Here is a 25,150-nt window from a genome sequence, read left to right on the forward strand (position 1 = left end):
GAGGCGGCGGTATCCGGTGAACCAGGCCATGGTTCGTTCGATCACCCACCGGTGTTTGCCGAGCTTATCCTTCGATTCGATGCCTTTGCGGGCGATGCGGACCTTGATGCCGCGGTCGCGGACCCAGCGCCGCAAGCCGGGCTGGTCGTAGGCCTTGTCGGCGTGCAGCTTGGCCGGCTTGCGCCGCCGCGGACCGCGGCGGGAGCGGATCGCCGGGATCGCCATCACCAGCGGCCTGAGTGCGTGCGAGTCGTGAGTGTTGGCCGCGGAGACGGCGACCGCGAGCGGCAGTCCGGCGCGGTCGGACAGGGCATGGATTTTCGAGCCGGGCTTGCCGCGGTCCACCGGGCTGGGCCCGGTCAGAGATCCCCCTTTTTCGCGCGTATGCAGGCTCCATCCACGATCGCGCGGCTCCAGTCGATGAGGCCCTGGCTGCCGAGTTCGTCCAGCAGCGCGTGGTGCAGCTGTCGCCATAGCCCAGCCTTGGTCCATTGGCCGAAGCGGCGGTGCGCGGTCTGGAACGGCACCCCGAACGACGGCGGCAGATCCCGCCACGCGCACCCGCTGGTCAGCACGTACACGATCGCGGTGAACACCGCGCGAGCGTCTACCGGCGCCGTGCCACCGCCCTGCGGGCGCGACGCGAACACCGGAATCAACGGCTCGGCCAGCGCCCACAACTCGTCCGGCACCAACCGCAACGACAACCGATCAACCACAACCAACATCATCGCTCACCAGCGACCGATCACCACGTAAGACACGCTCTTAGTCCAGGAAGCGTTGTTGTGGCTGAATCCGAGGCGGTACAGCCGCGGCGGCTCCAGCCCGGCGTCGCGGCACCAGGCCAGCAGGTCGTCCCTGGTGAGGCTGGGACGCCGCATCAGCGGGTATTCGACTCGCCAGGGCCGCCATCCGGCGGTGATCGCCGGCGCTCGGCGCTGTTCGCTGGGCACGAGTCCGACGTAGAGGATCGTCTTGGTCGGGTCGGTGTGCTCGGTCTGCCAGCTCCGGCAGGGCCGCTGTTGAGCAGCTGGGAGCATGGGGTGATCCGGGCGTTGTCGAGGTAGCGGCGGTGGTGAACAGCTCGAACGGTGTCCGCCCGTCGCAGACTCGGGTGATCGGGATCCCGAGCCGTTGGGAGGCGTCGGCGTTGAAGCGGTAGAGGTCGCTGTCCTCGATCAGGACGTCGGCGAAACCTCCGAGAGTTCGGGATTTCTGAAGTGTCTTCATCGTGAACTCCACGTATTTCGTGGGTATGGCGCAAGTTTGGACGTCAGTTAGCTGCCGACTTCGAGGCTGGTCTCGAGGAGCTGGCGGGCTGCGCGGGCGTAGCGCACGGCGGTGTTCTCGGCGATGCCGAACACAGCGGCGAGGTGCAGAGGATCGGGGCCGTGAGTGAGAGCTTCCTCGAGCTGCCGGTCCATACGGAGTTGGGTGGGAGTGGCGCCGATAGCGCGGAACTCGGCGTTGAGCCAGTACGTACTGGGTGGAGCGAGGTCGTGACCGCGCCGTTCGGTGAGCAGCAGATGGTGATTGCTGGTTCTGGGCCAACGAGACTGGCGGTGGCGGAGGTAGTCGACGAGCAGTTGATGAGTGAGGTCGTCGAGGTGGCGGGTGTGGCCGCCGATGGTGAGACGCCGGTTCGGGAGGTCGACGTCGTCGAGCAGGATGTTCTGCAGGTGCATCGGTCTAGCCGCATGAATCGCCGTGAGCGCAACGAGCAGGCGTCTCATCGGGGTCATGCTCGCGCGGGCGATGCGCTGCAGCTGGTGGTCGGGAATGCGGCGCGGAAGCCTGGCGCCGTCGATTCCGGGTTTGATCCCAGCTGTCGGGTTGGTGAAGGTGATGCGGTTGCGGTGGGCGAAGCCGAAGAGTGACCGTAGGGCGACCAGAGTGCGCTTGCGCTCGAGACCGGCCAGCTGGGGCAGCCGGCCGCGGATGTCGTCGCCGGTAATTTCCCGAAGGTGGTTGCGGTCGGCGGACCATGCCACGAGGTGTGGATATACATCACGGAGGTAGTTGCGGACGGTGCCGTCGGTGTGAACCTTCGTCCGCAGCTGCCCGGTGCGCAGAGCGGTCGCCCACGTTCGAACCGCCTCGGCGATGCCGGGTGCGAGGGTGCTGAGCTTGCCGTTGATCCAGGCGTCGAGCGGGTCCGGTCGGTCATCGTGGAGTAGGTCGAGCTCGGCGAGAACTTCGGCGGTGCGGGAGACGTCCACGCTTCGGTAGTCCAGCGGGACGATCTCGGAGTAGCGGATGCGGTCGCCGGGTATGAGCTGCGACAACAGGATGACGAGGCCGCGGTCGACCTCGGCGGCGAGCCAATGTGACCAGCCGTAGGTTTCACCGCGTCGCTGTGCCGTTCGGCGTGCAGCGATCAATGCGGGATTCGCGGGGTTCGATAGCCGGTGGGCCCAGAACCGTGTGAAGTCCCGGGGACAGTTCAGGAGTGCAAGCTGGCCCGGCGATTCTGTGTGGCCGGTCTGCGCGGGTTGCGTGCCGGCCGCTGACGAAGTGATGGCGGCTCGGGTGGTGGTCATGCCTGCGAAGAACAGCTGCCAGCCAGCCAGCTGGACCCCGGCGGGTATCGGACCGCGGATGCGTTGTTGTCCGATGTGGATCGTCGCTTGGTGCCGACACAGCCGGCAGAAGCCGTAGCGCAACGGGACGTCCCGGCGGCAGCCCAGGCAGGGTGCCGACGTCCGTGCTCCCCACGTGATGCAGGACCCGCAGACGCGGCGCGGAGCGTGGACACCCCATGCCAGGCAGCGGGCGCAACTGGCGGCGACCGGCGGTTGATCGGTGGTCACCGAGGCGGCATCGAGCGTCCGGACTGCGGCCGCGGCGTTGGCGAATTCGTGCCTGTCGCCACCACAGCCGGCGCCGCCGACGCGTCCGCCCCTGCGGCCTCGACCGGTTCGGGCAGGAGCAGTTCCTCGACGCCGCAGTCGATGACCGTGCAGAACACATCGAGATCGGTGAGTTTGATGCTGGCCGGGTTGCCTGACCACAGGCCGGACATCTTCCCCGCACTGATGACCAGGCCGTGCTCGGCCAGCATGCGTTGGAGCTCGCTGGCCTGCCAGATACCGCGGTTCGCCGCGGCGAGCCGCAAGTTCCACTTCATGACAACAATCCCTCCAGTCGGCGTGCGGCCCGTTCCTGTCCCGAGATCCAGGCATCTTCGACGTGGGTCGCCAAGACGTGCACGTAGCGCATGGTCGTGGTGATCCAGCGGTGTCCCAGCAGTTCCTGCACCGCGAGAAGGTCCATGCCGCTTCGGTAGAGCTGCGAGGCGCAGTAGTGGCGCAGTGCGTGCGGTGTGAGCCGGCCTGTCCAGTCTGGGAGGTGACGCTCGACGGCATTGGCGACCGCGAGACGCACCCCGTCCGCGCTGATCCGCTTGCAGCTTCCATCGCTGTTACGTCGTTCTGAGGGGAACAGTGGCGCGCCAGGTCGCGTGTGGTCGTCATCGAAGTGTCCCCAGACGTCCTTGATGAACCATCGCAAGACGGCATCGGAGCCGTTGATGAGAGGCACCATGCGTTCGCGTGGTCCACTGGCGCGGCTGCCCTTGCCGAACCGGACGTGCAGCTTCCCGAACCGACCCAAATCCCAGTGGATGTCGGCCAGGTCGAGCTTGCAGAGCTCGTTGATACGCAGGCCGAGGTCGGCCATGATCCGCGCCGCGGCGTAGTTTCGTGCAGTTGTGACGTACTTGCGGCAGGTGGCCATCTCCGCGCGCCATCCCGCGAACAAGGCGTCGACTTCCGCTTCGGACGGCGGAATGCGGATCCCGATCTCGTTGCGTCCTCGCGGCCGGTTGACGTCGTCCAGCGGACTGGCAACCACACGCCCGCACAGGACATGCAGTTCGGCTCGGAACCTCAACTCGAGGAACACAAAGAACGTGCTCAGTGCCTGCGCACGTGCCAGCCGTAAGCTCTGGGAACCGTTGCGGAGAAAGTCGCCGAAGTATCGATCGGCGTCCGCGGGCTCCATCTCCCACAGTGGTTTGCCGAACCAGTCGCGAACCTGCTCCAGGTGCGACACATCGCAACCGACTGTCTTGTCCGCGAGGCCGGCGGACGCGCGCGCCAGGACGAAGCCGGACAAGACGTCGGTCTCGAACGCCTCGATTTCCTCGGCAGTGGCGGGCGACCGGGTCTCGTGGAGGTCGCGAACCACGGCAAGCGCCATGACTTACCTCCCAGGGTTCAGCCTGCCAACGCCATCCACAACTACGTCGACGCAACTTCAGGAAATCTGAAGAGGGATCATCGGAACGGGTCATGCCGACACGTGCACGAAGCCGCAGGTCGAGCGTCATGCAGCGGCTTTGCCGCGTCAGCTGTGCCGAAGGAACTGCCGTGCTATCTGGTAAGAGCAGGGTGATCGGGTCGCCGGGTGGTCCCGGCGGACGAGTTCGGTGGCGGCCCAGGATCCGATGCCGCCGGACCATTGGATCACGTGTTGCACGAGGTGGCCTCCGTGAAAGGCGGGCCGCAGTGTCCCGGAGCGCACGACGACACCCCGGGACTCTGCGGCCAATTAGGCTTGGCGGGGCGTGGGCTGTTAGCGGTTCGCACTGACCGAGGGCATCGCGCGGACCCGGCCGGCGGTCTGATCCAGCTCATACTCGACGACCTCGGGGCTGGCGTGCTGCTGGAACAGCAATCCGGCGGTCGCTGCGCCTGGCGCTCCGTGGGCGTGGGCCAGGGCGCAGGCGGTGAGGTGGCGGTCGCCCCGGCGGACGGCGCTGGCCGCGATCAAGGTGGCCAGGCGGGCACGGGCCGCAGGGTCGGTGCTGCCGCGGTGGAGGGCCATCCATAGCTGCTCGACCCGCTGCGGGTCTTGCTCGTTCGGCGGCAGGAGCATCGGGCCGTAGACGGCGTTGTCGGCCAGCGCGGTCGTGACGGCGAAGGCTGCGATGTCGTCGATGAACTCGCCGCGGCCGGCCTGGATGGTGGCGTGGGCGACGATCCGGTTGGCTTCGTCCCCGCGACGCACCAAAAGCGGCACGACCCGGCGGGCGAAGCGGTCGGCACGGGCCGGGAGGGTTTCGCCGGGTTCGGTGAAGGGCAGGCCCCAGGTCGGGGTCGGGGCGTCTGCGCGCAGCTGGTTCGGCTGGGCGAAGTCGAGGTCGGCGCGTGGGGCGATGACGGTGCCGAGGTGGGTGGGGCGGCGGTAGTCGCGCCAGGGGGCGCCGGGGCGGGTGCGCGGGGCCCAGTAGCGGCCGATGACGGTGTGTCCGGCGGGGCGCAGGTCGGCCTCGAGCGCGGCGATCGCCGCCCGCAGCGGCAGCCAGTTCCGGGAGTGGTTCTCGGCGATCACGACGACGACCAGGTCGGTGTCGCGGTCGGCCGGCAGCGCCGCCCGCACGTGTCCCGCGATCTCGGCGGTGGTCATGCCCCGCACCAGGGTGACCGGAAACGCCGCTCCGGCCGGCGCGGTCAGCCGCCACGCAGATGTGCGGTCCGGACGTGGGGGCAGAGCGATGACGTGCAGGGTGTCGGCGCAGGTGTCGGGCAGGGATCCGATCAGTTCACCGGGGGTCAGGTACGCGGTCACGGTCGGCGCTCCTCGGCTCGGCCTCCCCGGCGTGTGGGCCGTGAGAGGCGGTGGCGGCCCACGAAGGTGTGAGCCGCCACCGCATCGAGCGCGCGTCCGACGGCGGCCCGTGACGCTCGCCGACGTCACCCGGTCTGCGTCGAGTCCGGGCCGCCGTCGGAGCGTGCGCTAGCTTCGGCCGGCCACATCCGCGGGGACGGCCGCCTCCGGATCAACTTCCAGCTCCTCGGAGTCCTCGATCACCGCGATGACGTCGTCGGCGGAGGTGACCAGGCGGGCCGTGCCGTCTTGGATCAGCCGATGGCACCCGGCTGACGCGGCGGAGGACACCGGCCCCGGAACGGCGAGGACCGGCCGACCGAGCTTGTCGGCCACGCGGGCGGCGTGGCGGGCGCCGCTGCGCTGGCCGGCCTCGATCACTACCGTCGCTCGGGTGATCGCGGCGAGCAGTCGGTGGCGCTGAAGAAACCGATGGCGGGCTGGTGGCATGCCGGGCGGGTACTCCGAGACGACGGCGCCGGAGGCGGCGATCTGCTTGAGCAGGCCCACATGCCCGGCCGGGTAGCCGCAGTCGATCCCGCATGCCAGGACGGCGAGGGTGCAGGCTGGGCGATCGGTTGCGAGCGCTCCGCGGTGGGCTGCGCCGTCGATGCCGTAGGCGGCGCCGCTCCACACCGCGACGTCCCGAGACGCCAGCGCGTAGGCGAACTCGGCGGCGTGGTGCTCGCCGTACTGGGTGGCGGCGCGTGCTCCCACGATCGCGACCGATCGCGCGGATGCCAGGTCGTTCAGCCGTGGCTCGCCGTGGACCCACACACCCAGTGGCGGGCCGCCGAGGGTGTCGTCGTCGGCGGCCAGGGTGCGCAGGCCGCCGACGATGCCGGCCGGCCACTCGTCGTCTTCGGGGATGACGAAGCGGGCGCCGAGCTCGGCGGCGGTGCGCAGGCCGGCTTCGGCGCGCATCCAGTTGGCGCCGAGGCGGGTTTCGGTGAGGACGTCGGCGGGTGCGGTGCGTTCGCTGACGTGGTGGGCGGCCTCGACCGGCCCGACCTCGGCGACGTAACGGGCGAGGACCGGGCTGGTGGGTTCGGCGGCGTGCTGGAGGAACGCGCGGGCACGCCGCGCGTCGGTGGAACTGGACATGACGACTCCTTCGCAAGAGCTGCTGAACGCGTGGCGGGCGATCAGGATTCGGCGGGGAAGCTCCGCACGCGGATCTCGTGGAGGCGGCGTTCGACGACGGTGCCCACCGGCCACATGGCGGCGAGCAGCAGCAGCTCCACCGCGGCATCGATGACACCGTTGCGCGTCTCGACGTTGTCTTCCCGGCCGAGCGCGAGGAGACCGGCGTGGAAGCGGCCGATGTACTGCGCGGCGGTCATGTCGCTTTCGACGACCTCGGCGGTGGTCGAGGTCTGTCGGCTGGTGATGCCGACGAAGCTGCGGGCACAGCCGCAGATGGGCGAGTCAGGGTCCTCGTGCGACAGGCTGGCCAGATCGACGATCTCGGGGCCGGGGATGCTGTTGGAGTCGTTGTCCCGTTCGCCTTGGGTGCGTTGGGTGGAGACGAAGTATTTCAACACGGATTCCTCCTCGGTGGCCGCGGCCCGGGTGGGCAGTGGACGCGGCCTTGGCGAGCGGGCGCCGCGGGTCCGGGGCAAGCCGGCCGGAGGGTGACAGACGTCTCCCTCGTGGATGTTGCGGCTTGCCCCGGACCGCGGGTCTGCTGCACTGCGCGGCAGCCACGCACAGCCGTGGTCGCACGGTGGGGAGGACGATGTCGTCGAGCGCTGCTTATCGCGCACGAGAAGACACTCAAAGTTATTACCAGAAAATCCGCCACAGTTGTGGCGAATAACTTGTTTCTGGTGCACTCTGGTCGTAGAAGGTGATCCACGGTGGTCCACAGGGAGCGACCACAATGGACCCTTCTGGGGACCTGGACCGCTTCAACCCCCAGCGGTAGAAGGGTTCCCGGCTCGGGAGAGGGCACTGGGGAGGGCACCTCTCCCGAGCCGAAAACTTGTACCGACGACACACCAGTCGCTTTCGACGGGTGGTGAGGTTCCAGGCCGAGGCAACCTGGATCGAGCGTCGGTTTCCGTGTGTGCGTCGACGATTCGCTGCCCTCGTGCTCGAAAGAAGTCTTCTTCTGGGCGGTCGTGATGCGCCAGAGTCGACGGGAGTCTTTTCATGACAACGAGTCTTCAGGACGCGAAGCGGATCGCCGCGTCGCTGCTGACGGTCGGTGCTCTCGCGAGCGCGACGATGGCAGCTGCGGCGCCGGCTGATGCAGCCGGCGCCCGGCCTTTCGCCGGTGTGGTGTCCGTTGAGCCGGACGTGGGCGCGTTGGGCGAGGGCAAGTCCAACGTGGGTACGCCGGCGGTCGCACCCGATGGCGTCCTCGTCTGGCCCGCAACATCGACCTCGTCGCACGCGCAGCCGATGTTGGCCGCGACGGCGCAGGGCTGGATCGCGGTCATCGCGACCGCGGACGGGGCGCGTATTCGGTCGCGGCCTGTTGATGGCCCGGTGCTGGGCACGATCGGTTACGGCGCGGGATTCTGGGTGTCGTGCACGCGAGGGGCATCCGATGGTCACGCGTGGGGCTGGTCCTATCGCGGAGGCACCTACGGCTGGGTCCGCGCGGATCTGTGGGAGGTCGAGCAGCACACCGGCCCCGGTGGTGCCGGTACACCGCAGGTTCCGCGGTGCCCGTAACTGCGCGGCGGCGCCCACCGGGCGCCGTGGATGGGCGGGTCGGTCCGGCCGGTGTCCAGCCCCGGCCGGACCGACGTCCCCTCCATCACTCGATCTGGCGGACCGGTGTGCCTGGCACGCCGACCACAGGCCGCCCACGGTCGGAGTCACCGGTTGCCGAACCGGGCGATCCAGTCGCGGACGACGGGCTCCGGCATGCCGAGACGCGCGGCGATCTGGGGCCACCGCACATAGCGAGCCCGCAGCTCCATCACCTCCCACACCCGATACGGAGTGTGCTCGCCGCGTGGCAGCAGTAGTGGACAGTTCTGTGCGGTGGGCGGCCAGGGCAGCCAGTCCGGGTCGGGTACGCCGTCGGCGGCGGATCGCGAGTGCACTGCGGTGATGTGTTCACCAATCGTCGGCCAGCCTCCGCATCTTCTCGACGACTTCGGCGGGTGTCGGCGCGCGTTCGGGGTTGACATGTTCCCTTGGTTCCTTTCTGCCCCGGCGTATCCCGGACACGAACAGGGCGACGCCCCAGCCGATATCGGCGATCACGGCTGCCCACGTGACGACGGTGCCGTAGACGGGGTTCCAGCGGGTGAAGACCATGGCGACGATGGGAATGACCAACGCTGCCACGCACGGCGCTCCGACGGCGTCGCCGAGGATGCGCCCCAGGCAGGCGGGTTGCGGGGCTGGCATTCAACGCTCGGGCGGCAGGATGTCGAAGAACGCTGCGAGCAGAGCGGGATCGCGCCCGAGAAGGTCCCGGACCTGATGCCACAGGTGCTCAGCGCGCACCCAGTCGTGATGCTCGTGCCGGGGGATGTCATCGTCGTCGCGCTGGGATAGGTTTTCCTCGATGTAGGCGTCGAAGGACTGTCGGCCGTCTCCGGCGTCGCGGGCGAGCAGGAAGATCGCCCAATCCCAGTCGAGCTCTTGGTGTCCGGGTAGGTCGTGTAGCCACGTCAGCGAACGCTGCTGGCCGTCGCCGTCCTGGCGTTGCATCCGCAATGCCCACTCGCGACGGAGGTGCCCGTGGCGCTCGAACCTCCCGAGCTGCCATGAGAGGCAACGGATACGGTACTTCTGGGCGAAGTCCAGACCGAGCATCTCGTAGGCGTGGTCGTGGCAGCTCATCGGCTTGTCTCCGAAGGTCCTGTTGCGCCGCAGCATGAAGCGAGGTCCGGCGCGCGTTGTCGGCCAGTGCGCTCACCGCCGTCGTGCTCCGCGCACTCGGCTGAAGTTTCATGATCTCTGCGGGGGCACGGGTGTTGAACGCGTCCTGCTTTCCCGCTGCGGCAGAGACTGGGCATCATGCCGGGTCAGTTAAAGCATCCGTGTGGTTTGTTTGATTCCTCAGCGACCGCGCGCTGTCCGTTCCCAGGAGGCGGACGTATGTGTTCACCGCGTTCGTCTGCTGCGTGAAGCACCAGCTCGTCCAGTCGTCCTCTGTGGCCTGGCCCTGCTCTGCCAGGCGTTGGCCGGCGAGCCGGAACATTTCCGCGTTGTACCGGTGGAACTCAATCCGCTGCACCAGATCAGCATCCGGACCCGGATTGCGGATATTCATGTCGTCCTGTGCGGCTGACAACGTTTCGGGCACCACAGTGACTTCTGCGGCCGTGACCTTACGCTCTATCGGCATGGTCGATCGCCTCCTGCTCCAAGGCTTGGAACGTCGACCGGTAGCTGTGTACCAGGCTTCGCTCAGTGACGAAGATGATGTTGTCGTGGTGGCGCAGCGCGACAGTGAAGATTTTGCCGGCCGTTTCATAGATCGTGAAAGGCTCGATCCTTCGCACCCTGTCGGTGACCGGTACGAGCATGACCTTCAGCTGAGGGCAAACTGGCGTTGCCCTAATCGCGTGTAGCTGTGACTCGGGTGCGGGGGCCAACGCTGTCGCGCTCAACAGCACAGTCCGCTGTCGGGGCCGCTTCCGGTCCAGCTGCCGGGCTCGTCGCACGAAGACTTCGACGTCAACATCGTCAGGCGGTGTCTGGTCACGCTGCAGAATCGCGCGGGCGTACTCCACGGTTTGCAACGGTTCCGGGACAGTGTGTGGTGCCCATTCCCAGGAATGGGCGGCGAGCTCATCGAACTTGTGCTGCAGGCTGCTGGTGTCTGGGCTCGGAGTTTCGATGAGCGTCGGGGAGTTGAGCTGATGCCAGAGCTGCATGATGCGTTGGTGTTCAGTGAGGCTGACGCGGAGGAAGCCGAGGAGGTGCGCCACCTCCTCGATCGCCGGCGTCCGCTTGCCGGTTTCCCAGTTCGACAGAGTCTGAGCCGAGACTCCCAGCTTGTCTGCGAACTTGCGCAGGCCCAGTCCCCGGTCTGTTCTGGCCGCCCGGAGAGAGCCACTCAAGGCGAGCAGCGCTGGAAGTGATTTAGGTCTGATCATGCAGTTTCTCGTTCCAGGTGGCGGAGGCGTCGGGACGATCGCGGCGTTGACATCCACCGTTGAGGAGCTTCGACGGTGGTGTTGAGGTGGCCGTCGAGCAGGTAGTCGGCGACAGGGTCCCGGCGGGTCCTTTCGATGTCGGCGTGGACGCGGTCGCCATGATGCGCGCGGGGGTGAGCGAGTGTGGCTGCGGCGCGTGGTGGCATGTCGAGGTGCTTTCGAGGCTGGTCGGTGCCCCCGCGGTTGCGGGTCGTCCGTCGTCCCGAGAGTGGCCGCGGCATCGGATCTGCCGCGGCCACCTCGGGAGCAGGTGTTGCGTGGGGTTAGCCGACGGGGGTGGCCGGTGCGGTGTGGGTGAAAACGCCCAGGGCGCCGGGCAGCAGTTGGCGGATCTCCTGGATGATCCACCACCGGTAGGTGTTGAGGTCGGTGTAGATCGCCGCGCTGCCGCAGAACTCGGCGATGGTGCGTGAGGCCGCGCCGAGCAGATACCAGTCGCCGCCATGGCGTTGTAAGAGCCCCGAGCCGGAATCGCCGTTGCAGACGCCGCCGCCGGTCGGCGGGACCCCGGCGCACAGTTCTCCGGCGCCGATGCCGCCCGGGGCGCACTTGCCCGCACGCAGCAGCGGGACGTCGAGCTGGCTGAGCTGGGCCGGTGCGGGGCCGGTCCAAGCGGCCGGGTCGGTGCTGATGCCCCAGCCGATCGCCCGCGCGGGCTGCCACAGCCACGCGGGGGCGACGCGGGCTGGGCGGACGCCGTCGACGTGGCCGACGAACCGGATGAGGGACACGTCCCGGACCTTGCCGTCCTTATCGACCTTGCCCCAGGCCCAGCCCGCCGGGACCACAATCTTGCTGCCGACGCGGACGACGCCGCCCTGCAGCCGGTTGGGCGAGCCGAATCGCGCGTGGTAGATCGCGGGATCGCTGCGGTCGATGGTCGGGTTACGCAGGTCGGTCCGGAAACTGGTGAAGACCTTCTTCTCGGCCGGGGTCATCCGCGCCTGCTCGGCGGGGCTGGGCGGGTTGCTCAGGCAGTGGCTGGCCGTGGCCGCCACCGCGGCCGGCTGGCCGGTTTCGTCGTACCCCTGCTCCAGGAGGGTGAGCCCGCACGAGTGCCAGTTGGGAGCGTCGTGGTCAAGCAGCTGCAGGGATCCGGCGCCGGCGTAGGCAACCGGGGCGGGGTCGCCGCCGACGATCCGCGGCGATGCCGTGGAGGTCGACGGTGAGGGTGGGGGTGTGCCGGTGTCGGCGGTCGCGGCGGAGATGCCGAACAGCATCGGCAGCAGGGCAAGCGCTGCTGCGGCTGTTGCTCTGAGACGCACGGGTGAAATGTCCCTTCTCGACAACGAATTCGGCGCAACTTGGGCGCGCCTGGTGTGGTGTGGGTGCCTGGCCGTGCTCGGGGGGCCGTGAGCACGGCCAGACACCGGTGGTCACCCACGATCGGGATGGCCGGTTGCTTGACCTGTGATCACGGGCGAGGTGACCGGCTACCCCGGTAGCCGGTCGAATCCGGGGACCCGGTGTCCTCGCGCAGGTATCTCGTTTCGTGCGAGGAGGCCGGCCCCGGTTTCCTGACCGTCTGCGACGTCGGGGCACGGACGGTCAGGAAGTCAGGACGCTGGCGGCCGCCACGGAGGTTCCGGCAGGTCACGGTCCGGTTCGGGTTTCTGGGTAAGGACCGCGGCGGTAAAGTTCCCGCACACCGGCGTGTCCGTGGGCGGCCCGTCGGGAAACCACGCGAACGCGGGGCCGATCCCAGGCGGTAACAGGATGGTGCCGCGAATCATCTCTCCGATCTGGGCTTCGGTCGCGAGACTGCCGGTGCCGGGGCCACGGCGCTGCAGCGCAGCTTCGAACTCGAGGGCCTGGACGGCGAGGTCGGGATGCTCGGGCTGCAGCAGGTGCGTCATGGCCAGGAACGCATGGGCGGGCAGCCGGGCGAGATGATCTTGCACGACCTGCGCGGTCTCGGTGCGGCTGCCGCCGTGGAAGGACATCACCCCGCCCAGCAGGAGCGCCACGTGGTCGTGATCGCGCGAGACCAGGCCGGGAGTTTCTCCGGCGGTGTTGTAGAGGGTGTCCCACATCGCGTGGGGATTCCAGGGATCGGCGTCGACGACGTGGACGCCGTTGTTCTCGTCGGCGAGGGTGCGCAGGTGCGCCAGGACCAGGGGGTCGTGTTCGACGTAGATCACGCTCGCCCGAGCGGTGTTCTGCTCCCGGGTTCGGTTGGTGGACTCGGTGCGGCGGACGAGCGAGTGCAGGTCGTGTTCGTAGTCGATGTTGGGCAGGCCCGCGCCGGCGACCACGATGGTGCTGACGCCTTGCCGGGCCACGAGGTAGGCGGCAGCGCGATCCAGGAACGAACGTTCGGATCGGAACACGAAGCCTGCGTCCGATACTTGGGCTTCGAGCAGGAGCGCAGCGTCAAGTTCGTTGATGTGGGCGAATTTGACGCAGCGGGCATCGCGGTTGTCGCTGTTTTTGGCTTCGCGGAAGGCATCGAGAAGGAAAGCGAGGTTGATGCGGTCCGGATTCGTCCCGGCTGGTCTTTGCCACCACGGTTTCCCCGCTGTGGTGGTTTGGTGGCTCGGGGTGGCGTGTGTTGTTTCTGGTGGCGTCATGGGTGTACCGGCGCTTCGGTGGACAGCAGGATGGTCAGGTGTGCGATGCTCAGGCGGCAGCGGTCCGCAAGCCTGGCGAGGTCGTCCGGGTTCAATCTGCGAAACGGTGGTTCTCCGGTGTGGAGCTGTTGTTGTGCCCAGCGGGCCGCGGGACGGAGCGCGTCGATCTGGGTGGCGGCGAGCGTAGCGAGATCGACGGTGAGATCGGGATTCCAGCCGATGCGGCGCTCAGCTCGTGCTAGCAGGTCCGAGGGCCGGGTCAGGTAGAGCCGGCTTGCGTCGCCGAGCTGGCGCAGGGACATCGAGCGGGTGGCTTTTTCCCACGTGATGAGTGTTCGCGCCTTGACCTGGTTGTTGCACCATGCGGCGAGCGCAGCGCGGGACCAGCCGCGGTCTTCCCGCTGCTGCTGTAGTTCCGTGCCCACGGCGTGGGCGAGCTCGCCGGTTTCGGTGGTGGTCATCGGGTTCTTCCAAGGCTTCCTGGAGCGGGTGGATGGTCTGTGGGAAGTCGGGGTCGCGAGTTGGCCAGTGTCGTATCCGGGCCGTCGGCGTGCGGGAGTCGAGGTAGTCGTGCAGTGGCCGCGCGCGCACGGTGGTCCACCAATAGGTCTCGGGTCTCGCACCGTCGGTCACTGGCATAGTGGATCCGCGCTAGCCGGAGAGTCGGTCACATCTCCTGGCGGGTCGGTACCCGCATCATCCTCACGGCATCGAGGTCTCCCACAGGTCACAGCGGCTGAGGTGCCGCGGTAGCGGGGCCGGCGGGATCGAGTGGCATCGACGGTGTCGCGCCGGAATTCCGTTGACGCGCACGCAGGTGCGAGCACGCCGGTGGAATCGAACGTGGCACCGTCGACGCGATGGATCCGCGGATCGTTGGTCGATGGTGACCGCAGAACGGTCGCGGTCGGCCGACTGGCTGAGGGTGCCGTCATGCGGCGGCCCCGCCTTGCCATCGGCGGTCACCCTTCGCGGCGGGATGGAGTCGCGGTCGGTTTGCCGTGCACGGCGTGACTGGCTTCTTCTTGCGGCTGGCAGGTGGATTCCCGCCTGGACCGGTGCCCCTGTGAATGGTGTGCGCCCTGCTGCGGTCGGTCATGCGGGCCCACCGTCCGACCGTCCACCCTCGTCCTTGTCGATGGCGTCGTCGTGATCCTCGCCGAGCGGGTTGATCTCGGCGATGATCGACGGGGACAAACCCGCCGCAAGTCGGTACAGCCGACCGGTGACCTGCGCGCAATCGTCGGCGAACGCCTCGATCTCCATCGCCACCGAGTCCGCACCCGCTGAGCCTCCCGCAACTTGTTCGGCGATGCCGAGGGTGGTCCGCAGCTCCTGGACCACTTCCGCTGCCACCTGCCGTGGGTCGTTGGCCGGCTGCTCGCGACGAGCGCAGGCGTGGATGAGGACCTGTGCTCCAACTCCGATCAGGTCGTAGCCGAGCTGCCTGTAGGACGTCCAGTCATGATGGTCACGCTCGGCATACGCGAGCCGTATCAACGCATTGGTGTAGGCATCGGTGATGAGGCCGAGCAGCTTCATTGGCGGTGTGCCGGGGTGATCCAGCAATTGTTCGGAGTCTGTCATCAGTGTGTTCCCGTGACATGGTCAGCGAGGCGGCGAGGTGCGCAGTTGTTCGGGCGAGGCCGATGACGGCCGGGCGGGTCCTGCTGATGTGAGTACCTTCGCGAAGTCGACGGTGACGAGATCGACGTGGCAGGTTCGCGGATGGCCTCGTGGCAGCACGATGTTGTGGTTGAGGTGTCTCGCATGGTGATGACGTTCCAGATTCGGGGATGAACACGGTGGATGCGCCTCGACCGCCCGAAGGTTGGAAGCCCGCGTTCGGTCGAGGCGCGCAGACCGGACGGGAGGGAGGTACGCACATCGCCTGTCCGGGCTGGGATTGTTGGAGGGTTCAGGTTCGAGGGACGGGCTCGTCGGGGTCCACTGGCGGATCGGCGTTCTTGCTCGTTGCCAAGCGGGTAGAAAGGTCGCGCAGTGCACACGTGAGGCTCTCGTACATGGGGGTGACGTGTGTCGGTGCGATCAGGCCGGGGTCGTCCCAGCCCACAAGAAACGCGGTCAACCTCGCCTGCGCGTACTTCAACGCGCGCGCTTCGTCCGATGACGCATGAACTCGCCCCAGTGCGCGGCCGACGATCGCGGCAATCTCCTGCAGCTGCGTGCGTGCCTGTTCTTCGGACTCGGGATCGCGCCAACGGACGTCCGGCAGCGAGACCAGCGCCTGCCGTGCCTGGACGAGGGTGCGCTCTCGTCGCGCGCGTCGCCGCGCCCACGGCCACTTCACGGTGTACACAGCCGCGGAGCCGAGCCGATCACGAGACGGGGCGCGTGCGGGTCGCTGGGCTCGGGCAGGTCGACGAGCTGGTGCAGGACGGTGAGGGCGTCGCCTTCGCGTTCCCAGACTGTCCCGCCGGTTCGATCCGTACGTAGGGCGGCGGCGTCGGTCTCGCTCTTGATGCGGAGGGCGTCGACGAAGCCGTCTGCATCCCACGCGAAGGCGCCCGTGATCTTCTCGAGGAGACCGTCGGTGTCAAACACCGGATGGAAGTCCCAGTGGCGTTTCAGCAAGGTGGTGAATGGCTCGCTGGCCGGTTCGTCCCAGAGGAACGCGAACGAGCTCTTGGCGGGGATGGTCATCGGAGGCCGCGTCCGATGTCTTTGACCGGGCCACAGCGCGGAGAAGTGTTCCGGCTGGCGGTTGCACGCGCTCGCTTTCGGCTGGCCGCCCATTGCTGGGCCAGGCCAATGACGAACGCGATGGCGAACAGGGCGGTGAAGGTGATGGGCAGCAGCGTTGCCAGGGATTCGTAGTCGACTGTCATCGTGCGCTCCTCACATTCACTCGTGTGACGCGTTGTCGGCTCCGGAACCGATCGCAGGTCGAATAGACGCGTTCAATTCGCCTTTCCGGTAGCCTGGTAGCTACGGGGCGTGATGGGAACTGAATCGCCGTTCGCAACTGTTCGCAGCGGGACGGGAGATCGTGCACGAGCTGGGTGGACAACTGCGGGCGGCGCGCGAGGCCGCCGGGATCAGCCTGTCGGGGATGGCGGCGAAGACGCACTACAGCAAGACCTACATCTGGCAGCTGGAGAACGGTGAACGCACCGTCAAACCGGAACACGTCACCGCGTACTCGCGGGCGCTGAACGTGGCCGTGGACGCGCTGTACGGGCCGTCGCTGGACCCGCTGCGGCTGGCGCACGAGTGGCTGGTGTCCGACACGCCGGTGGCGGTGCACCGCGCCGCCGGCCGACGCGTCGGCGACAGTCTCGCCGAGGAACTCGAGCGCCGGGTCATCGAGCTTCGCCACCTGGACGACACCGTCGGCGGAGGCGATCTGAACCCGCTGGTCCAACGCGAGCTGGCCGAGGCTGCTGACATCGTGAACGACGGAAGCTACACCGAGCAGGTCGGCCGACGGCTGCGCGTGGTGGTCGGCGAGCTCGCGCAGCTGGCCGGCTGGGTCGCCAGCGACGCCGGAGCGTACCTGCAGGCTGAACGCACGTACCTCGACGGTGTTTGCGCAGCTCGCGACGCCGGAGACGATGCGCTGGTCGGGCAGCTGTTCTCGTCGCTGGCGTACCAGATGGCCAACGTGGGCGATCCGGCCGACGCCCAGCTGCTCGCCAAGAGCGCGGTGACCGGCGCTCGGCAAGCCTCGCCGGTCGTCCGGACACTGCTGCTCGAACGCCTGGCCTGGGCCAGTGCACGATCCCGCGACCAGGAGGCCACTCGCCGGGCGCTGGATGAGGTCGACACCGCCTACGCCCAGCGGACCGTCGATGTTCCCGAACCCGAATGGGTGTATTGGATGTCGCGGGACGAGATCGACGTCATGGCCGGCCGCTGCCTGATCGAGTTGGGGGATCCGGTGTCCGCGGCGCCGCTGCTCACGGCTGCGATCGACCGCTACGACCACGCCCACGCCCGCGAGGTGGCGTTGTATCGGACGTGGCTGGCTGAGTCCTACGCCCGTGTTGGTGACCTGGACGCGGCACGTGCCGCCCTTGACGAGGCGAGAGCTGCCGCCGTGGACGTCAACTCCACGAGGCTTGCGCGCCGGATGGGTGAGGTCGAACTGATTACTCAGGGTCGATGAGCGTTCGCCGTGGTGCACCAGGATCGCCTCGTTCGTTGCTTGCGGATGCTGAGTGGCACCCGACGACCGGGACGCATCACGGTGAACGAGAAGTAATGCACGCGGGAGTTCGCCCGTGACCTCGGAGGCGAGAGGACGATCAACCGGCCGCCGGGGTGCCAGAACTCGACGGTAGGACGATTACTTGCCGGTAACCCGAACTGTCAGCTCGGGTAGGTAGCTGGCGAGGGGTTGCCTAAACTGGCAGGCCGACTCGGTTGGCGAGCTGGACGGCGCCGGCTGCCTCGGTCCGTCGCCCGCGTTTCATGACGGTACGGATCAGCGAATGGGCCGCGGGCCGAAAGCTGACGTCTTCCGGTGCGTCGGTTTCGGCGGTCGTCAAGAGGGCCAGGGTCTGGGCGAACTCGCGGCGTTGTGCGTAGCCCTTCGCCTGGTCGAGCAAGAATGCCACCCGTCGCTCGATCGAGAGCGATCGCTCATGGTCGATGTGGGCGGCCAGCCGCAAGCCCTCGACGGCCTCGCCGGACTCCACCTCGATTGAGACGGCGTACATCGCCACGTTGGTCGGCCCGAACGCGGTCCAGCAGACGTTGCAGTCGCCGACTCGCTCGGCAAGCGGCGTCGCCTGTCGGAGTCGCTCGCGGCCTGTCCAGGCATCCCCTGCCCGGACAGAGGCCACGGCGGCGAGGAGGAGAAGCGCGCCGGACATCGCCACAGCGTCAAGGTGGTCCGGACCGAGCGCGGCCTGAAGCTCGGTGAGCGCCTTCATGGCTTCGTCTTCAGCGGCCTGGGCGTGGCCATCGGCGAGCATGACCTGGATGAGGTTCCAGCGGGCTCCGGCTAGCCGGAGCGGATCGTCCGCTTGTTCCGCGGACCGCTGTGCACGGTCGGCGGCCAGGAGGGACAGATCTACGCGGCCGATGCGCTTCGTCACGGTCCGAACGAGGCCGTACAAGTCGGCGGCTACGGACTGCGCCTGGCGGCGGTGTTTGCCCGAGGTGCCGCGGACCGTCGCGTCGGTGGTTGCGATGAGCTCTGGCAAGTCGGTGGTCAATTCGCTGTAGCGGTGGCCGGACGTCTGCCAGGTGCTCCAGGCCTCGCAGACTTGGCGCCCGAGGTCACTAACACGGGCTGGACCTGCTGTCGTCGGTGCCGTCATGGCGCGGTAGATCGCGTCCCCGGCAGCATTAGAGGCGCGCCGGGGCGCCGCAATTGGCTCGGCGCTCAGCAGGTCACCTGGCTTGATGCGCAGGACTTCGGCGAGCTGTGCGAGCACTGGAATCGTGGGTAGCTTCTGGCCGCGTTCGATCTGGTAGAGGTAGTCCGGCGTGATACCAGTGAGCCCGGCGACGACCGTCTTCGTCTGGCGGGCGGCCGTGCGGTAGAACCGCACCCGATCACCCACCATCCGTGCAAACTGGTCGTTCACGATCTTGTGCCGCCTCCCCGCTGGGCTTCTGACCAGCCCGAATGGTATCTCGCCGCACTCAATTCGTCACGGATGGCACACTCACGACATGACCACGCCTGACGCCGCACCTCGAACCTTGCTGCTGTGGGACATCGACCACACACTCATCGAGACGCGGGGCGTCGGACGGGCCATCTACGACCGGGCTTTTCCCGCAGCTACCGGCCGGCCGTTGGCCAAGCTGGCGACCATCGCGGGCCGGACCGAGCTTGACATCATGGCCGAGTCACTGAAGGTCAACGGGCTGGAAGCGACCGACCAGGCCGTCCAGAAGCTGGCCGATGCCCTGGTGCAGGGCTACGAGGACGCCCGCGAAGAACTGGCCACCACGGGACGCGCTCTACCCGGCGCTCTGGAAGCGCTCGCTCTGTTCGCTGCCGATCCCGCAATCCACCAGGCGATTCTCACCGGCAATCTGCGGGATGTAGCGCGTATTAAGCTGGACGTATTCGACCTCGCACGCTTCGTTGATTTCGACAGTAGCGCATTCGGTGACGATCACGCCGAGCGCTCGGAGCTGGTGCAGATTGCACGACAGCGAGCCGAGGGGCGGACTGGCGCGCGTTTCATCAACAAGCAGGTCGTTCTGGTCGGCGATACGCCGAATGATGTCCAAGCCGCGCTAGCTGCAGGCGTGCGAGTCATAGGCGTGGCCACTGGCAAGACCAGTGAAGCTGAGTTGCGTCACGCTGGGGCGACTCGGACGGTGTCGACTGTGTCGGACGTTCCGGCTGTCATCTTCTCCGAGCTCTGACGTCCCGCCCGTCGTGTGCCAGCTAACGCGGTACCGGTCGACGCCCGCGGTCGGCGAGCTGCTGACCCGGCTAGGCACCTATGCCTCGGCGCTCGTCGATTCCTCGGGCCACTGCAGGTAGTCGGCGGAGCCGCGCACGAGCTCGACGGCGGTTACCTCCGGTTTGTTCCACGGGTGCTGCTCGACGATGTGCGCTTCGAGCTCGGCGTAGCGGGCATCGGTGGTCTTGAACGTCACGTTCCACTCTTCACCCTCGCCCTGCTCGCCGAGATGCCAGAAGAAGGACGCCACGGGACCGGTGAACTGCGCGGTGGCCGCCAGGTGCGCGGCCAGCGCCGATGTAGCGATCTTTGCGGCAGAGGCTCGGTCTGGGGTCGTCGTGGTCACGAGAAGGTGAGCATTCATACAGCGAGCTTATGACCGCATCGGAGCGACGACAGGCTGACGCGACGTCGCCTCCGAGCGGCCATCCAAGAGCCTCGCTGCCTCTGGTAGAGGTAGTCCTGCGATATCGGTGGGCCCCGAGACGACCGTCTTCGTCAGGTGATAGGCGGCCGTCCGGTTTCTGGTCGCACCTGGCTGCAAGTCCCTCCAAGAGGCGTGGCAGGGTTCATGCCGATTCGTGCGCCGCGTTCAGATCGTGGCTCAATGTGGTGGGAGGGCGATCGTCTTGAACGCCGATCGTAGTGAAGTGGTTGATGATCGACCGGCGCGACTGCTGGTGACGGGTGGCGGAACGGGCGGTCACACTTATCCGGCGTTGACGGCTATTCGTACTCTGCAGTCGCGTTTGGCGAAGGAGCTGCGGCCGGAGGTTCTCTGGGTCGGAACTGGTGAGGGCCTTGAGGCGCGCACGGCTGAACGTGAAGGCATCTCATTTGCGGCGGTTGCCGCCGGCAAGGTCCGGCGGGCGCGAAATCCGCTGAAGATGTTGTCGTGGGCGAACGTGAAGGACATGGCGAGGGTCCCGTTTGGAGTGTTTCAGGCGGTGCGTGCGGTGAGAACGTTCAGACCGGACGTGGTGCTCGCGACGGGTGGCTACGTGGCGGTGCCGGTGAGCTTGGCGGCGTGGGTCTGCCGGCGGCCGCTGGTGGTGCATGAGCAGACGGTGCGGCTGGGATTGGCGAATCGTCTGCTGGCCAGGGTGGCGACAGCGATGGCTGTGTCGTCGGCGTCGACGCTGCCCCTGCTGCCGAAGCGGGCTCGTGAACGCGCGGTCGTCACAGGCAACCCGGTGCGACCGGAGGTTCTTGCCGGCCACGCGGAGAAGGCCCTCGAAGTGCTGGGGTTGGACGCGTTCGATCGAGATCTTCCGACGGTGTATGTGACTGGCGGCGCCCAGGGTGCAGCGCAGATCAACCAGCTTGTCGGCGACATTCTGCTGTGGTTATTGGAACGGGCCAATGTGATTCACCAGAGTGGCCCGTCCGCGGTGACGGGGATGCAGACGACTGCCGAGGCGTTGCCAGCGGCGCTGAGGGGTCGGTACTTGCCGGTCGGGTTCGTCGGGGCGGAATTGCCGGACGTGTTCGCGCTGGCGGACGTGGTGATCTCGCGCAGCGGCGCGGGCACGATCGCTGAACTGACCGCGCTGGGGCTGCCCTCCGTACTGATTCCGCTGGTGTCCTCGGCCGGCGGCGAGCAGGCCCACAACGCGCGCCACCTCGCGGAGGCGGGCGCGGCGAGCGCCCTACTGGGCGAGGTCACGGCGACGGCGCTACGAGAGGCGCTTGAGCCGCTTCTGGCCGACCCTGCGCGTCGACAAGAGATGGCCACGAAGGCGCGAGAGCATGGGCGGCCGGACGCCGGGGACCGGCTCGTCGACCTCGTTCTCGACCGTGCCGGGGCTGGCGGCCATTGACCTGAGCCGGGTCAACGGCCATCGACACGCTCGGGGTGTCACCCGACGCGTACGGACTGAGCCCGGGTCCAGTCAGCGCGGTCGCCGAGTCGATGGTTATCGCGGCTGTAGTGCGTTACCGCCTGAGCTGGGTCTTGCGGTCGCGGGGTGATCGCTTGGAGGCGCGGAAGGGTGTCGGTGATGAGCTGGCGGCCGTGGGCGATGGCGCGCCACCAGACGTCGCGGACCTCGTCGACGTCCGGCCAGATAAAGAACAGTGCTTCAGCCACGATCGGGCCGGTGTCGACGCCGTTGTCGACGATGTGCAAGGTGATGCCGGCGAGGTCATCGCCGTTGCGGAGTGCCCAGTTCACCGGTCGGACACCGCGGTACTGCGGGAGGCGCCCGGGGTGGCAGTTGATGATCTGTGGGGTCGCGTCGATCAGATCGCTGCCGATGATCTTGTCGTAGAGGACGCTGAAGACGAGTTCGCACCGGCCGGGTTCGAGGTCGCGCCAGTCGCCGGATTCGATGACGCGGACCTCGGGCCATCGGGTGGCGACGGTGTCGGTGAGGCTGATGTCCCAGCTCGGCTCTGGCGTGGTCGGAATGACGGTGTCGAGCACGAGGTCCGGCAGGTCGGCAATCGCTTCGCAGGCGTGGACGGCGAGGCGGCCTTTCCCGAGTACGGCGGCGCGGCGCATCAGCGTCCTTTCTGTGATGCGGCGCCGACGGCGTCGCTGCGGCCCAACGCGTGGTGTCCGTCGGCGACCACGGCGGCGAGCGTCGCGGCAACATGGTCGATGTCGGCGTCGGTCAGGTCGGGGTGGAAAGGCAGGCTCAGGATCTCGGCGGCCACGGCCTCGGTCGCGGGCAGCGTGCAGGACCAGCGGGCGAACGCCGGCTGTAGATGGTTTGGCGGGTAGTGCACCCCGGCCTGAATACGGGCGGCGTGCAGACGGGCGTGCACGGCGTCGCGGCCCCTGGCGGGGACGCGGACGACGCAGTTGAACGGCACGGTGTTGGCTACGTCGAGGTCGACCATGACGACGTCCGGGATGTCGGTGAGGATGGCTGCGTAGCGGCGCCAGAGGTGCTTGCGACGGTCCGCGACCTTGTCGAAGTTGGCGAGCTGAACGCGGCCGATGGCGGCGTGCAGGGTCGAGAGGTGATACCGGAACCCTAGGGTGCTGACCTGGTAGGGGACGGTGCGGACCCGCTCCTCCCGCGCGGAGGTCATGCCCAGCAATCGGGCCCGGCGCAGCTCGGCGGCTTCGGCCGGGTTGCGGGGAACGATGGCGCCGCCGTCGCCACAGGTGAGAGCCTTGATGGCGTCGAAGCTGAAGCAAGTCAGGTCTCCGGTGGCGCCGACGAAGCGGTCGCCGTTGACGGAGCCGAAGGCGTGGGCGGCGTCCTCGACGACGGCGATGCCGCGGTCGGCGAGCTGGTCGCGGATCGGGCTGAGGTCGACGGCGCGTCCGCCGTAGAGCACCGGCATGACGGCGCGGGTCGCTGAGGTGATCGCGGCCCGGATGTGCTCGGCGGTCACGCACAGGGTGCTGGGATCGACCTCGACGAACCGGGGGTGAGCGCCGGTGGCGAGGATCGCCTGGATGCCGGCGCAAAAGGTCATCGACGGCACGATGACCTCGTCGCCCGGGCCGACGCTGGCGGCTAGCAGCGCCAGGTGCAGTGCCGCGGTGCCGGTCGCGACCGCGACGACATCGTCGACCTCGAGATAGGCCGCCAGTTCGCGTTCGAAGGCGTCGGTCTCCGGTCCGTGCCCGTACTGGCCGGACTGCAGGGCGCGGCCGATCGCGCCCAGCTCGGGGCCGTGCAGGAACGGGCGGGCGTTGGCGGCAGGCCCACTCGGGCTGGTCACGATGCTCACGCGGGCACCCCGTCCGGTTCGGCCACGGCGGTGCTCGGGGCGAGTCGTTCCGGGTGCCGGCGATACCAGGCGATGGTGTCGGCCAGCCCGTCTTCTATCTCGCGGGTGGGTGTGAAGCCGAGGGCGGCGATCTTGTCCCAGGTCATGCTGTAGCGGATGTCGTTGGCGGGGCGGTCCGGGACGTAGGTGATGGCGTCGGCGCCGCGGCCGGTGGCATCGAGCAGGAGCTTGGTCAGTTCGATGGTGGTCAGGTCGGTGCCGCCGCCGATGTTGTAGGTCTCGCCCGGTGCGCCGGTGCGCAGGACCTGCTCGATGGCCCGGCAGTTGTCCTCGACGTGCAGCCAGTTGCGGACGTGCCGTCCGCGGCCGTGGACGGTCACCTGCCGGCCGGACAGCAGCGGCCCGAGGAAACGCGGGATCAGCTTCTCGGGGTGCTGGCGCGGTCCGTAGTTGTTCGAGCTGCGGGTGATGCACACCGGGACACCGCAGGAGACGAAGTAGGAGCTGGCGAGCAGGTCGCTGCAGGCTTTGCTAGCCGCATACGGCACCGTGGGCCGCAACGGCGCGGTCTCGGCGGCGGCCCCGGTCGGCAAGGGGCCGTAGACCTCGTCGGTGGACACGTGGACCACCTTCGCCACGCCGACGCGCATCGCCACGTCCAACAGCGCCTGGGTGCCCATGACGTTCGTGCGAACCGATTGCCCGACGTCGATCAGCGAGCGGTCGACGTGGGATTCGGCGGCCAGGTGCACGACCCAGTCATGGCCGGGAAGGACGGCGGAGACGGTGTCATGGTCGCGGATGTCGCCGTGGATGAACCGGACCTTGCCCGAGGATTCGGCGTCGGCGAGGTTGCGGCGGTCGCCGGCGTAGGTCAGCGCGTCGAGGACGGTGACCTGCGCGATGTCGTCGCAGGTGATGAGCCGGTCGACCAGGTGCGAGCCGATGAATCCGGCGCCGCCGGTAACGAAGACGGTGTACATCGTGATCCTTTCGGTTGAGTCGGACGGCGAGAAGCGTGCGGATGTCAGCCGCGGTGCAGGGCGGTCCAGGCGGCGTAGCTGGGCAGAGTGCGGGCCTGGCGGGCCTCGCAGAGTCCTGGCGCGGCCGCGTCGCGCGCTGATCGCTCCAGCGTGATGCCAGGTGGCCAGGTAATCGCGAGGTCAGGGTCGAGAGCGTTGACGGTGCGTTCGTCGGTGTCCCGATGTGGCTTGGACAGCAGGTACAACAGCGTTGCGGTGCCGGAGAAGGCCAGGAAGGCGTGTCCGAGCCCGGGCGCGAGGTAGAGCGCTGTTCGGTTCTCGTGGTCGAGGCGCTCGGCGTGCCAGCGGCCAAAGGTCGCGGAACCGACCCGCACGTCGACGACGACGTCGAGCACCGCGCCTGCGGTGCAGGTTACGTATTTCGCTGGCCCGGCTTCCGTTGTCATGCGGATGCCGCGGAGCACGCCGTGGTGTGAGACCGAGCAGGTCGCCTGCTGCACTGCCAGATCGATGCCTGTGGCCGCCGCGAATTGCTCGCCGTGGAACGGCTCGTGCAGGCTTCCGCGGTCGTCGACGAAGGCTGTGGGTGTGACCGTCCACGCTCCGGATATCGGTAGCGGCTCGATGCGTGATTCCACCCTGTTCTCTCCCTGAATCGGCGCGTCATCGCGAGAGTTCGACGCTAGGAATCCAGGGGCAGGTGAGGTGCGTTCTGTGCCAGCTAGGCACGGCTGTGCCGAACCGGCACATCGCCCTTGACAGGGTCACTA

General features: G+C 67.9%; 29 protein-coding genes and 1 pseudogene. 4 read left to right on the forward strand and 26 right to left on the reverse strand.

Features of this window, described 5'->3' with window-relative positions:
- From C2L58_RS45335 to C2L58_RS45370, 8 genes and pseudogenes are all read right to left on the reverse strand, one after another.
- Nucleotides 1-719 (reverse strand): annotated as a pseudogene (locus C2L58_RS45335) (IS5 family transposase); the annotation flags it as partial.
- A gap of 15 nt (nucleotides 720-734) precedes the next feature.
- Nucleotides 735-1,043 (reverse strand): hypothetical protein, encoded by a 309-nt coding sequence (locus tag C2L58_RS45340; protein WP_103343801.1) that lies wholly within the window; start codon nucleotides 1,041-1,043, stop codon nucleotides 735-737.
- Nucleotides 1,044-1,280: 237 nt separating this feature from the next.
- Nucleotides 1,281-2,666, reverse strand: coding sequence for a hypothetical protein (locus C2L58_RS45345; protein WP_146073815.1), 1,386 nt, complete (start codon nucleotides 2,664-2,666; stop codon nucleotides 1,281-1,283).
- Nucleotides 2,667-2,809: 143 nt separating this feature from the next.
- Nucleotides 2,810-3,130 carry a helix-turn-helix domain-containing protein gene (locus C2L58_RS45350; protein WP_103343803.1) on the reverse strand — a complete coding sequence of 107 codons (321 nt, stop codon included), beginning with the start codon at nucleotides 3,128-3,130 and terminating at the stop codon, nucleotides 2,810-2,812.
- Entirely contained in the window at nucleotides 3,127-4,203 is a 1,077-nt protein-coding gene (locus tag C2L58_RS45355; protein ID WP_103343804.1) for a tyrosine-type recombinase/integrase, read from the reverse strand. Before C2L58_RS45355 ends, C2L58_RS45350 begins: the two co-directional genes overlap by 4 nt.
- A 375-nt stretch (nucleotides 4,204-4,578) precedes the next feature.
- A complete protein-coding gene (locus tag C2L58_RS45360; RefSeq protein WP_103343805.1) occupies nucleotides 4,579-5,574 on the reverse strand; it encodes a DUF4192 family protein in 996 nt (331 codons plus the stop codon).
- 168 nt (nucleotides 5,575-5,742) lie between these two features.
- Complete coding sequence (gene dprA / locus C2L58_RS45365; RefSeq protein WP_103343806.1) at nucleotides 5,743-6,717, reverse strand: DNA-processing protein DprA; 975 nt, start codon at nucleotides 6,715-6,717, stop codon at nucleotides 5,743-5,745.
- A 41-nt stretch (nucleotides 6,718-6,758) separates the two neighbouring features.
- Nucleotides 6,759-7,157: a DUF7715 family protein gene (locus C2L58_RS45370; protein WP_103343807.1), complete on the reverse strand. Its 399-nt coding sequence runs from the start codon at nucleotides 7,155-7,157 to the stop codon at nucleotides 6,759-6,761.
- Nucleotides 7,158-7,767: 610 nt separating this feature from the next.
- Here C2L58_RS45370 and C2L58_RS45375 point away from each other — a divergent pair.
- Complete coding sequence (locus tag C2L58_RS45375; RefSeq protein ID WP_103343808.1) at nucleotides 7,768-8,295, forward strand: hypothetical protein; 528 nt, start codon at nucleotides 7,768-7,770, stop codon at nucleotides 8,293-8,295.
- Between the two features lie 146 nt (nucleotides 8,296-8,441).
- Here C2L58_RS45375 and C2L58_RS49050 read toward each other — a convergent pair whose 3' ends face one another.
- The 12 genes from C2L58_RS49050 to C2L58_RS49055 all read right to left on the reverse strand — a co-directional run bounded on the left by C2L58_RS49050 (nucleotide 8,442) and on the right by C2L58_RS49055 (nucleotide 16,161).
- Nucleotides 8,442-8,672: a helix-turn-helix domain-containing protein gene (locus tag C2L58_RS49050; RefSeq protein ID WP_146073816.1), complete on the reverse strand. Its 231-nt coding sequence runs from the start codon at nucleotides 8,670-8,672 to the stop codon at nucleotides 8,442-8,444.
- Nucleotides 8,673-8,685: 13 nt separating this feature from the next.
- The gene (locus C2L58_RS45380) at nucleotides 8,686-8,919 is read right to left on the reverse strand and encodes a hypothetical protein (protein WP_146073817.1); all 234 of its coding nucleotides are present in this window, start codon (nucleotides 8,917-8,919) and stop codon (nucleotides 8,686-8,688) included.
- A gap of 63 nt (nucleotides 8,920-8,982) precedes the next feature.
- Nucleotides 8,983-9,456: a hypothetical protein gene (locus C2L58_RS45385; RefSeq protein ID WP_103343810.1), complete on the reverse strand. Its 474-nt coding sequence runs from the start codon at nucleotides 9,454-9,456 to the stop codon at nucleotides 8,983-8,985.
- 139 nt (nucleotides 9,457-9,595) lie between these two features.
- Entirely contained in the window at nucleotides 9,596-9,928 is a 333-nt protein-coding gene (locus C2L58_RS45390; RefSeq protein WP_146073818.1) for a hypothetical protein, read from the reverse strand.
- Nucleotides 9,912-10,682 carry a Scr1 family TA system antitoxin-like transcriptional regulator gene (locus C2L58_RS45395; protein ID WP_103343812.1) on the reverse strand — a complete coding sequence of 257 codons (771 nt, stop codon included), beginning with the start codon at nucleotides 10,680-10,682 and terminating at the stop codon, nucleotides 9,912-9,914. The genes C2L58_RS45390 and C2L58_RS45395 overlap by 17 nt, the downstream gene beginning before the upstream one ends.
- A 323-nt stretch (nucleotides 10,683-11,005) precedes the next feature.
- On the reverse strand, nucleotides 11,006-12,007 hold the full coding sequence (locus C2L58_RS45400; protein ID WP_146073819.1) for a S1 family peptidase: 1,002 nt from the start codon (nucleotides 12,005-12,007) through the stop codon (nucleotides 11,006-11,008).
- A 291-nt stretch (nucleotides 12,008-12,298) separates the two neighbouring features.
- Nucleotides 12,299-13,312 (reverse strand): SAM-dependent methyltransferase, encoded by a 1,014-nt coding sequence (locus C2L58_RS45405; protein ID WP_103343814.1) that lies wholly within the window; start codon nucleotides 13,310-13,312, stop codon nucleotides 12,299-12,301.
- Nucleotides 13,309-13,773, reverse strand: coding sequence for a helix-turn-helix domain-containing protein (locus C2L58_RS45410; protein ID WP_103343815.1), 465 nt, complete (start codon nucleotides 13,771-13,773; stop codon nucleotides 13,309-13,311). The genes C2L58_RS45405 and C2L58_RS45410 overlap by 4 nt, the downstream gene beginning before the upstream one ends.
- A 634-nt stretch (nucleotides 13,774-14,407) precedes the next feature.
- Nucleotides 14,408-14,899, reverse strand: a complete 492-nt coding sequence (locus C2L58_RS45415; protein ID WP_146073820.1) for a hypothetical protein — start codon at nucleotides 14,897-14,899, stop codon at nucleotides 14,408-14,410.
- A gap of 331 nt (nucleotides 14,900-15,230) precedes the next feature.
- The gene (locus tag C2L58_RS45420) at nucleotides 15,231-15,632 is read right to left on the reverse strand and encodes a hypothetical protein (protein WP_103343817.1); all 402 of its coding nucleotides are present in this window, start codon (nucleotides 15,630-15,632) and stop codon (nucleotides 15,231-15,233) included.
- Entirely contained in the window at nucleotides 15,620-15,976 is a 357-nt protein-coding gene (locus tag C2L58_RS45425; RefSeq protein WP_103343818.1) for a hypothetical protein, read from the reverse strand. The genes C2L58_RS45420 and C2L58_RS45425 overlap by 13 nt, the downstream gene beginning before the upstream one ends.
- Nucleotides 15,973-16,161, reverse strand: a complete 189-nt coding sequence (locus C2L58_RS49055; RefSeq protein ID WP_146073821.1) for a hypothetical protein — start codon at nucleotides 16,159-16,161, stop codon at nucleotides 15,973-15,975. The genes C2L58_RS45425 and C2L58_RS49055 overlap by 4 nt, the downstream gene beginning before the upstream one ends.
- 161 nt (nucleotides 16,162-16,322) lie before the next feature.
- Between C2L58_RS49055 and C2L58_RS45430 the strand changes: the two genes are divergently transcribed.
- Entirely contained in the window at nucleotides 16,323-17,441 is a 1,119-nt protein-coding gene (locus tag C2L58_RS45430) for a helix-turn-helix domain-containing protein (RefSeq protein ID WP_233226296.1), read from the forward strand.
- Nucleotides 17,442-17,676: 235 nt separating this feature from the next.
- On the opposite strand, the gene C2L58_RS45435 is transcribed toward C2L58_RS45430, so the two are convergent.
- A complete protein-coding gene (locus C2L58_RS45435) occupies nucleotides 17,677-18,870 on the reverse strand; it encodes a helix-turn-helix domain-containing protein (RefSeq protein WP_103343820.1) in 1,194 nt (397 codons plus the stop codon).
- A gap of 88 nt (nucleotides 18,871-18,958) precedes the next feature.
- Here C2L58_RS45435 and C2L58_RS45440 point away from each other — a divergent pair, with 88 nt between their 5' ends.
- A complete protein-coding gene (locus C2L58_RS45440; RefSeq protein WP_103343821.1) occupies nucleotides 18,959-19,666 on the forward strand; it encodes an HAD family hydrolase in 708 nt (235 codons plus the stop codon).
- Nucleotides 19,667-19,744: 78 nt separating this feature from the next.
- Here the strand turns inward: C2L58_RS45440 and cutA are convergent, their stop codons facing one another.
- Complete coding sequence (cutA, locus tag C2L58_RS45445; RefSeq protein ID WP_369904381.1) at nucleotides 19,745-20,053, reverse strand: divalent-cation tolerance protein CutA; 309 nt, start codon at nucleotides 20,051-20,053, stop codon at nucleotides 19,745-19,747.
- Nucleotides 20,054-20,336: 283 nt separating this feature from the next.
- On the opposite strand from cutA, the gene C2L58_RS45450 reads away from it, so the two are divergent.
- A complete protein-coding gene (locus tag C2L58_RS45450; protein ID WP_199191742.1) occupies nucleotides 20,337-21,527 on the forward strand; it encodes a UDP-N-acetylglucosamine--N-acetylmuramyl-(pentapeptide) pyrophosphoryl-undecaprenol N-acetylglucosamine transferase in 1,191 nt (396 codons plus the stop codon).
- Nucleotides 21,528-21,565: 38 nt separating this feature from the next.
- Here the strand turns inward: C2L58_RS45450 and C2L58_RS45455 are convergent, their stop codons facing one another.
- From C2L58_RS45455 to C2L58_RS45470, 4 genes are read right to left on the reverse strand one after another with little or no spacing between them, the layout of a single operon-like run.
- Nucleotides 21,566-22,210: a formyltransferase family protein gene (locus C2L58_RS45455; protein ID WP_103343824.1), complete on the reverse strand. Its 645-nt coding sequence runs from the start codon at nucleotides 22,208-22,210 to the stop codon at nucleotides 21,566-21,568.
- Complete coding sequence (locus tag C2L58_RS45460) at nucleotides 22,210-23,397, reverse strand: DegT/DnrJ/EryC1/StrS family aminotransferase (RefSeq protein WP_199191743.1); 1,188 nt, start codon at nucleotides 23,395-23,397, stop codon at nucleotides 22,210-22,212. Before C2L58_RS45460 ends, C2L58_RS45455 begins: the two co-directional genes overlap by 1 nt.
- On the reverse strand, nucleotides 23,394-24,380 hold the full coding sequence (locus C2L58_RS45465; RefSeq protein ID WP_103343825.1) for a dTDP-glucose 4,6-dehydratase: 987 nt from the start codon (nucleotides 24,378-24,380) through the stop codon (nucleotides 23,394-23,396). The genes C2L58_RS45460 and C2L58_RS45465 overlap by 4 nt, the downstream gene beginning before the upstream one ends.
- A gap of 44 nt (nucleotides 24,381-24,424) precedes the next feature.
- The gene (locus tag C2L58_RS45470) at nucleotides 24,425-25,018 is read right to left on the reverse strand and encodes a dTDP-4-dehydrorhamnose 3,5-epimerase family protein (RefSeq protein WP_199191744.1); all 594 of its coding nucleotides are present in this window, start codon (nucleotides 25,016-25,018) and stop codon (nucleotides 24,425-24,427) included.
- Nucleotides 25,019-25,150: the final 132 nt, after the last annotated feature.

The sequence above is a fragment of the Amycolatopsis sp. CA-126428 genome, from assembly GCF_002904335.1.
In the GTDB taxonomy this organism is placed as follows: Bacteria; Actinomycetota; Actinomycetes; order Mycobacteriales; family Pseudonocardiaceae; genus Amycolatopsis.

Coding starts and splice junctions, on each gene's coding strand:
- C2L58_RS45340 (WP_103343801.1), bottom strand. CDS start 1,043: ATGCTCCCAGCTGCTCAACAGCGGCCCTGCCGGAGCTGGCAGACCGAG.
- C2L58_RS45350 (WP_103343803.1), bottom strand. CDS start 3,130: ATGAAGTGGAACTTGCGGCTCGCCGCGGCGAACCGCGGTATCTGGCAG.
- C2L58_RS45355 (WP_103343804.1), bottom strand. CDS start 4,203: ATGGCGCTTGCCGTGGTTCGCGACCTCCACGAGACCCGGTCGCCCGCC.
- dprA (WP_103343806.1), bottom strand. CDS start 6,717: ATGTCCAGTTCCACCGACGCGCGGCGTGCCCGCGCGTTCCTCCAGCAC.
- C2L58_RS45375 (WP_103343808.1), top strand. CDS start 7,768: ATGACAACGAGTCTTCAGGACGCGAAGCGGATCGCCGCGTCGCTGCTG.
- C2L58_RS45385 (WP_103343810.1), bottom strand. CDS start 9,456: ATGCTGCGGCGCAACAGGACCTTCGGAGACAAGCCGATGAGCTGCCAC.
- C2L58_RS45390 (WP_146073818.1), bottom strand. CDS start 9,928: ATGCCGATAGAGCGTAAGGTCACGGCCGCAGAAGTCACTGTGGTGCCC.
- C2L58_RS45395 (WP_103343812.1), bottom strand. CDS start 10,682: ATGATCAGACCTAAATCACTTCCAGCGCTGCTCGCCTTGAGTGGCTCT.
- C2L58_RS45405 (WP_103343814.1), bottom strand. CDS start 13,312: ATGACGCCACCAGAAACAACACACGCCACCCCGAGCCACCAAACCACC.
- C2L58_RS45410 (WP_103343815.1), bottom strand. CDS start 13,773: ATGACCACCACCGAAACCGGCGAGCTCGCCCACGCCGTGGGCACGGAA.
- C2L58_RS45415 (WP_146073820.1), bottom strand. CDS start 14,899: ATGACAGACTCCGAACAATTGCTGGATCACCCCGGCACACCGCCAATG.
- C2L58_RS45425 (WP_103343818.1), bottom strand. CDS start 15,976: ATGACCATCCCCGCCAAGAGCTCGTTCGCGTTCCTCTGGGACGAACCG.
- C2L58_RS49055 (WP_146073821.1), bottom strand. CDS start 16,161: ATGACAGTCGACTACGAATCCCTGGCAACGCTGCTGCCCATCACCTTC.
- C2L58_RS45440 (WP_103343821.1), top strand. CDS start 18,959: ATGACCACGCCTGACGCCGCACCTCGAACCTTGCTGCTGTGGGACATC.
- C2L58_RS45455 (WP_103343824.1), bottom strand. CDS start 22,210: ATGCGCCGCGCCGCCGTACTCGGGAAAGGCCGCCTCGCCGTCCACGCC.
- C2L58_RS45465 (WP_103343825.1), bottom strand. CDS start 24,380: ATGTACACCGTCTTCGTTACCGGCGGCGCCGGATTCATCGGCTCGCAC.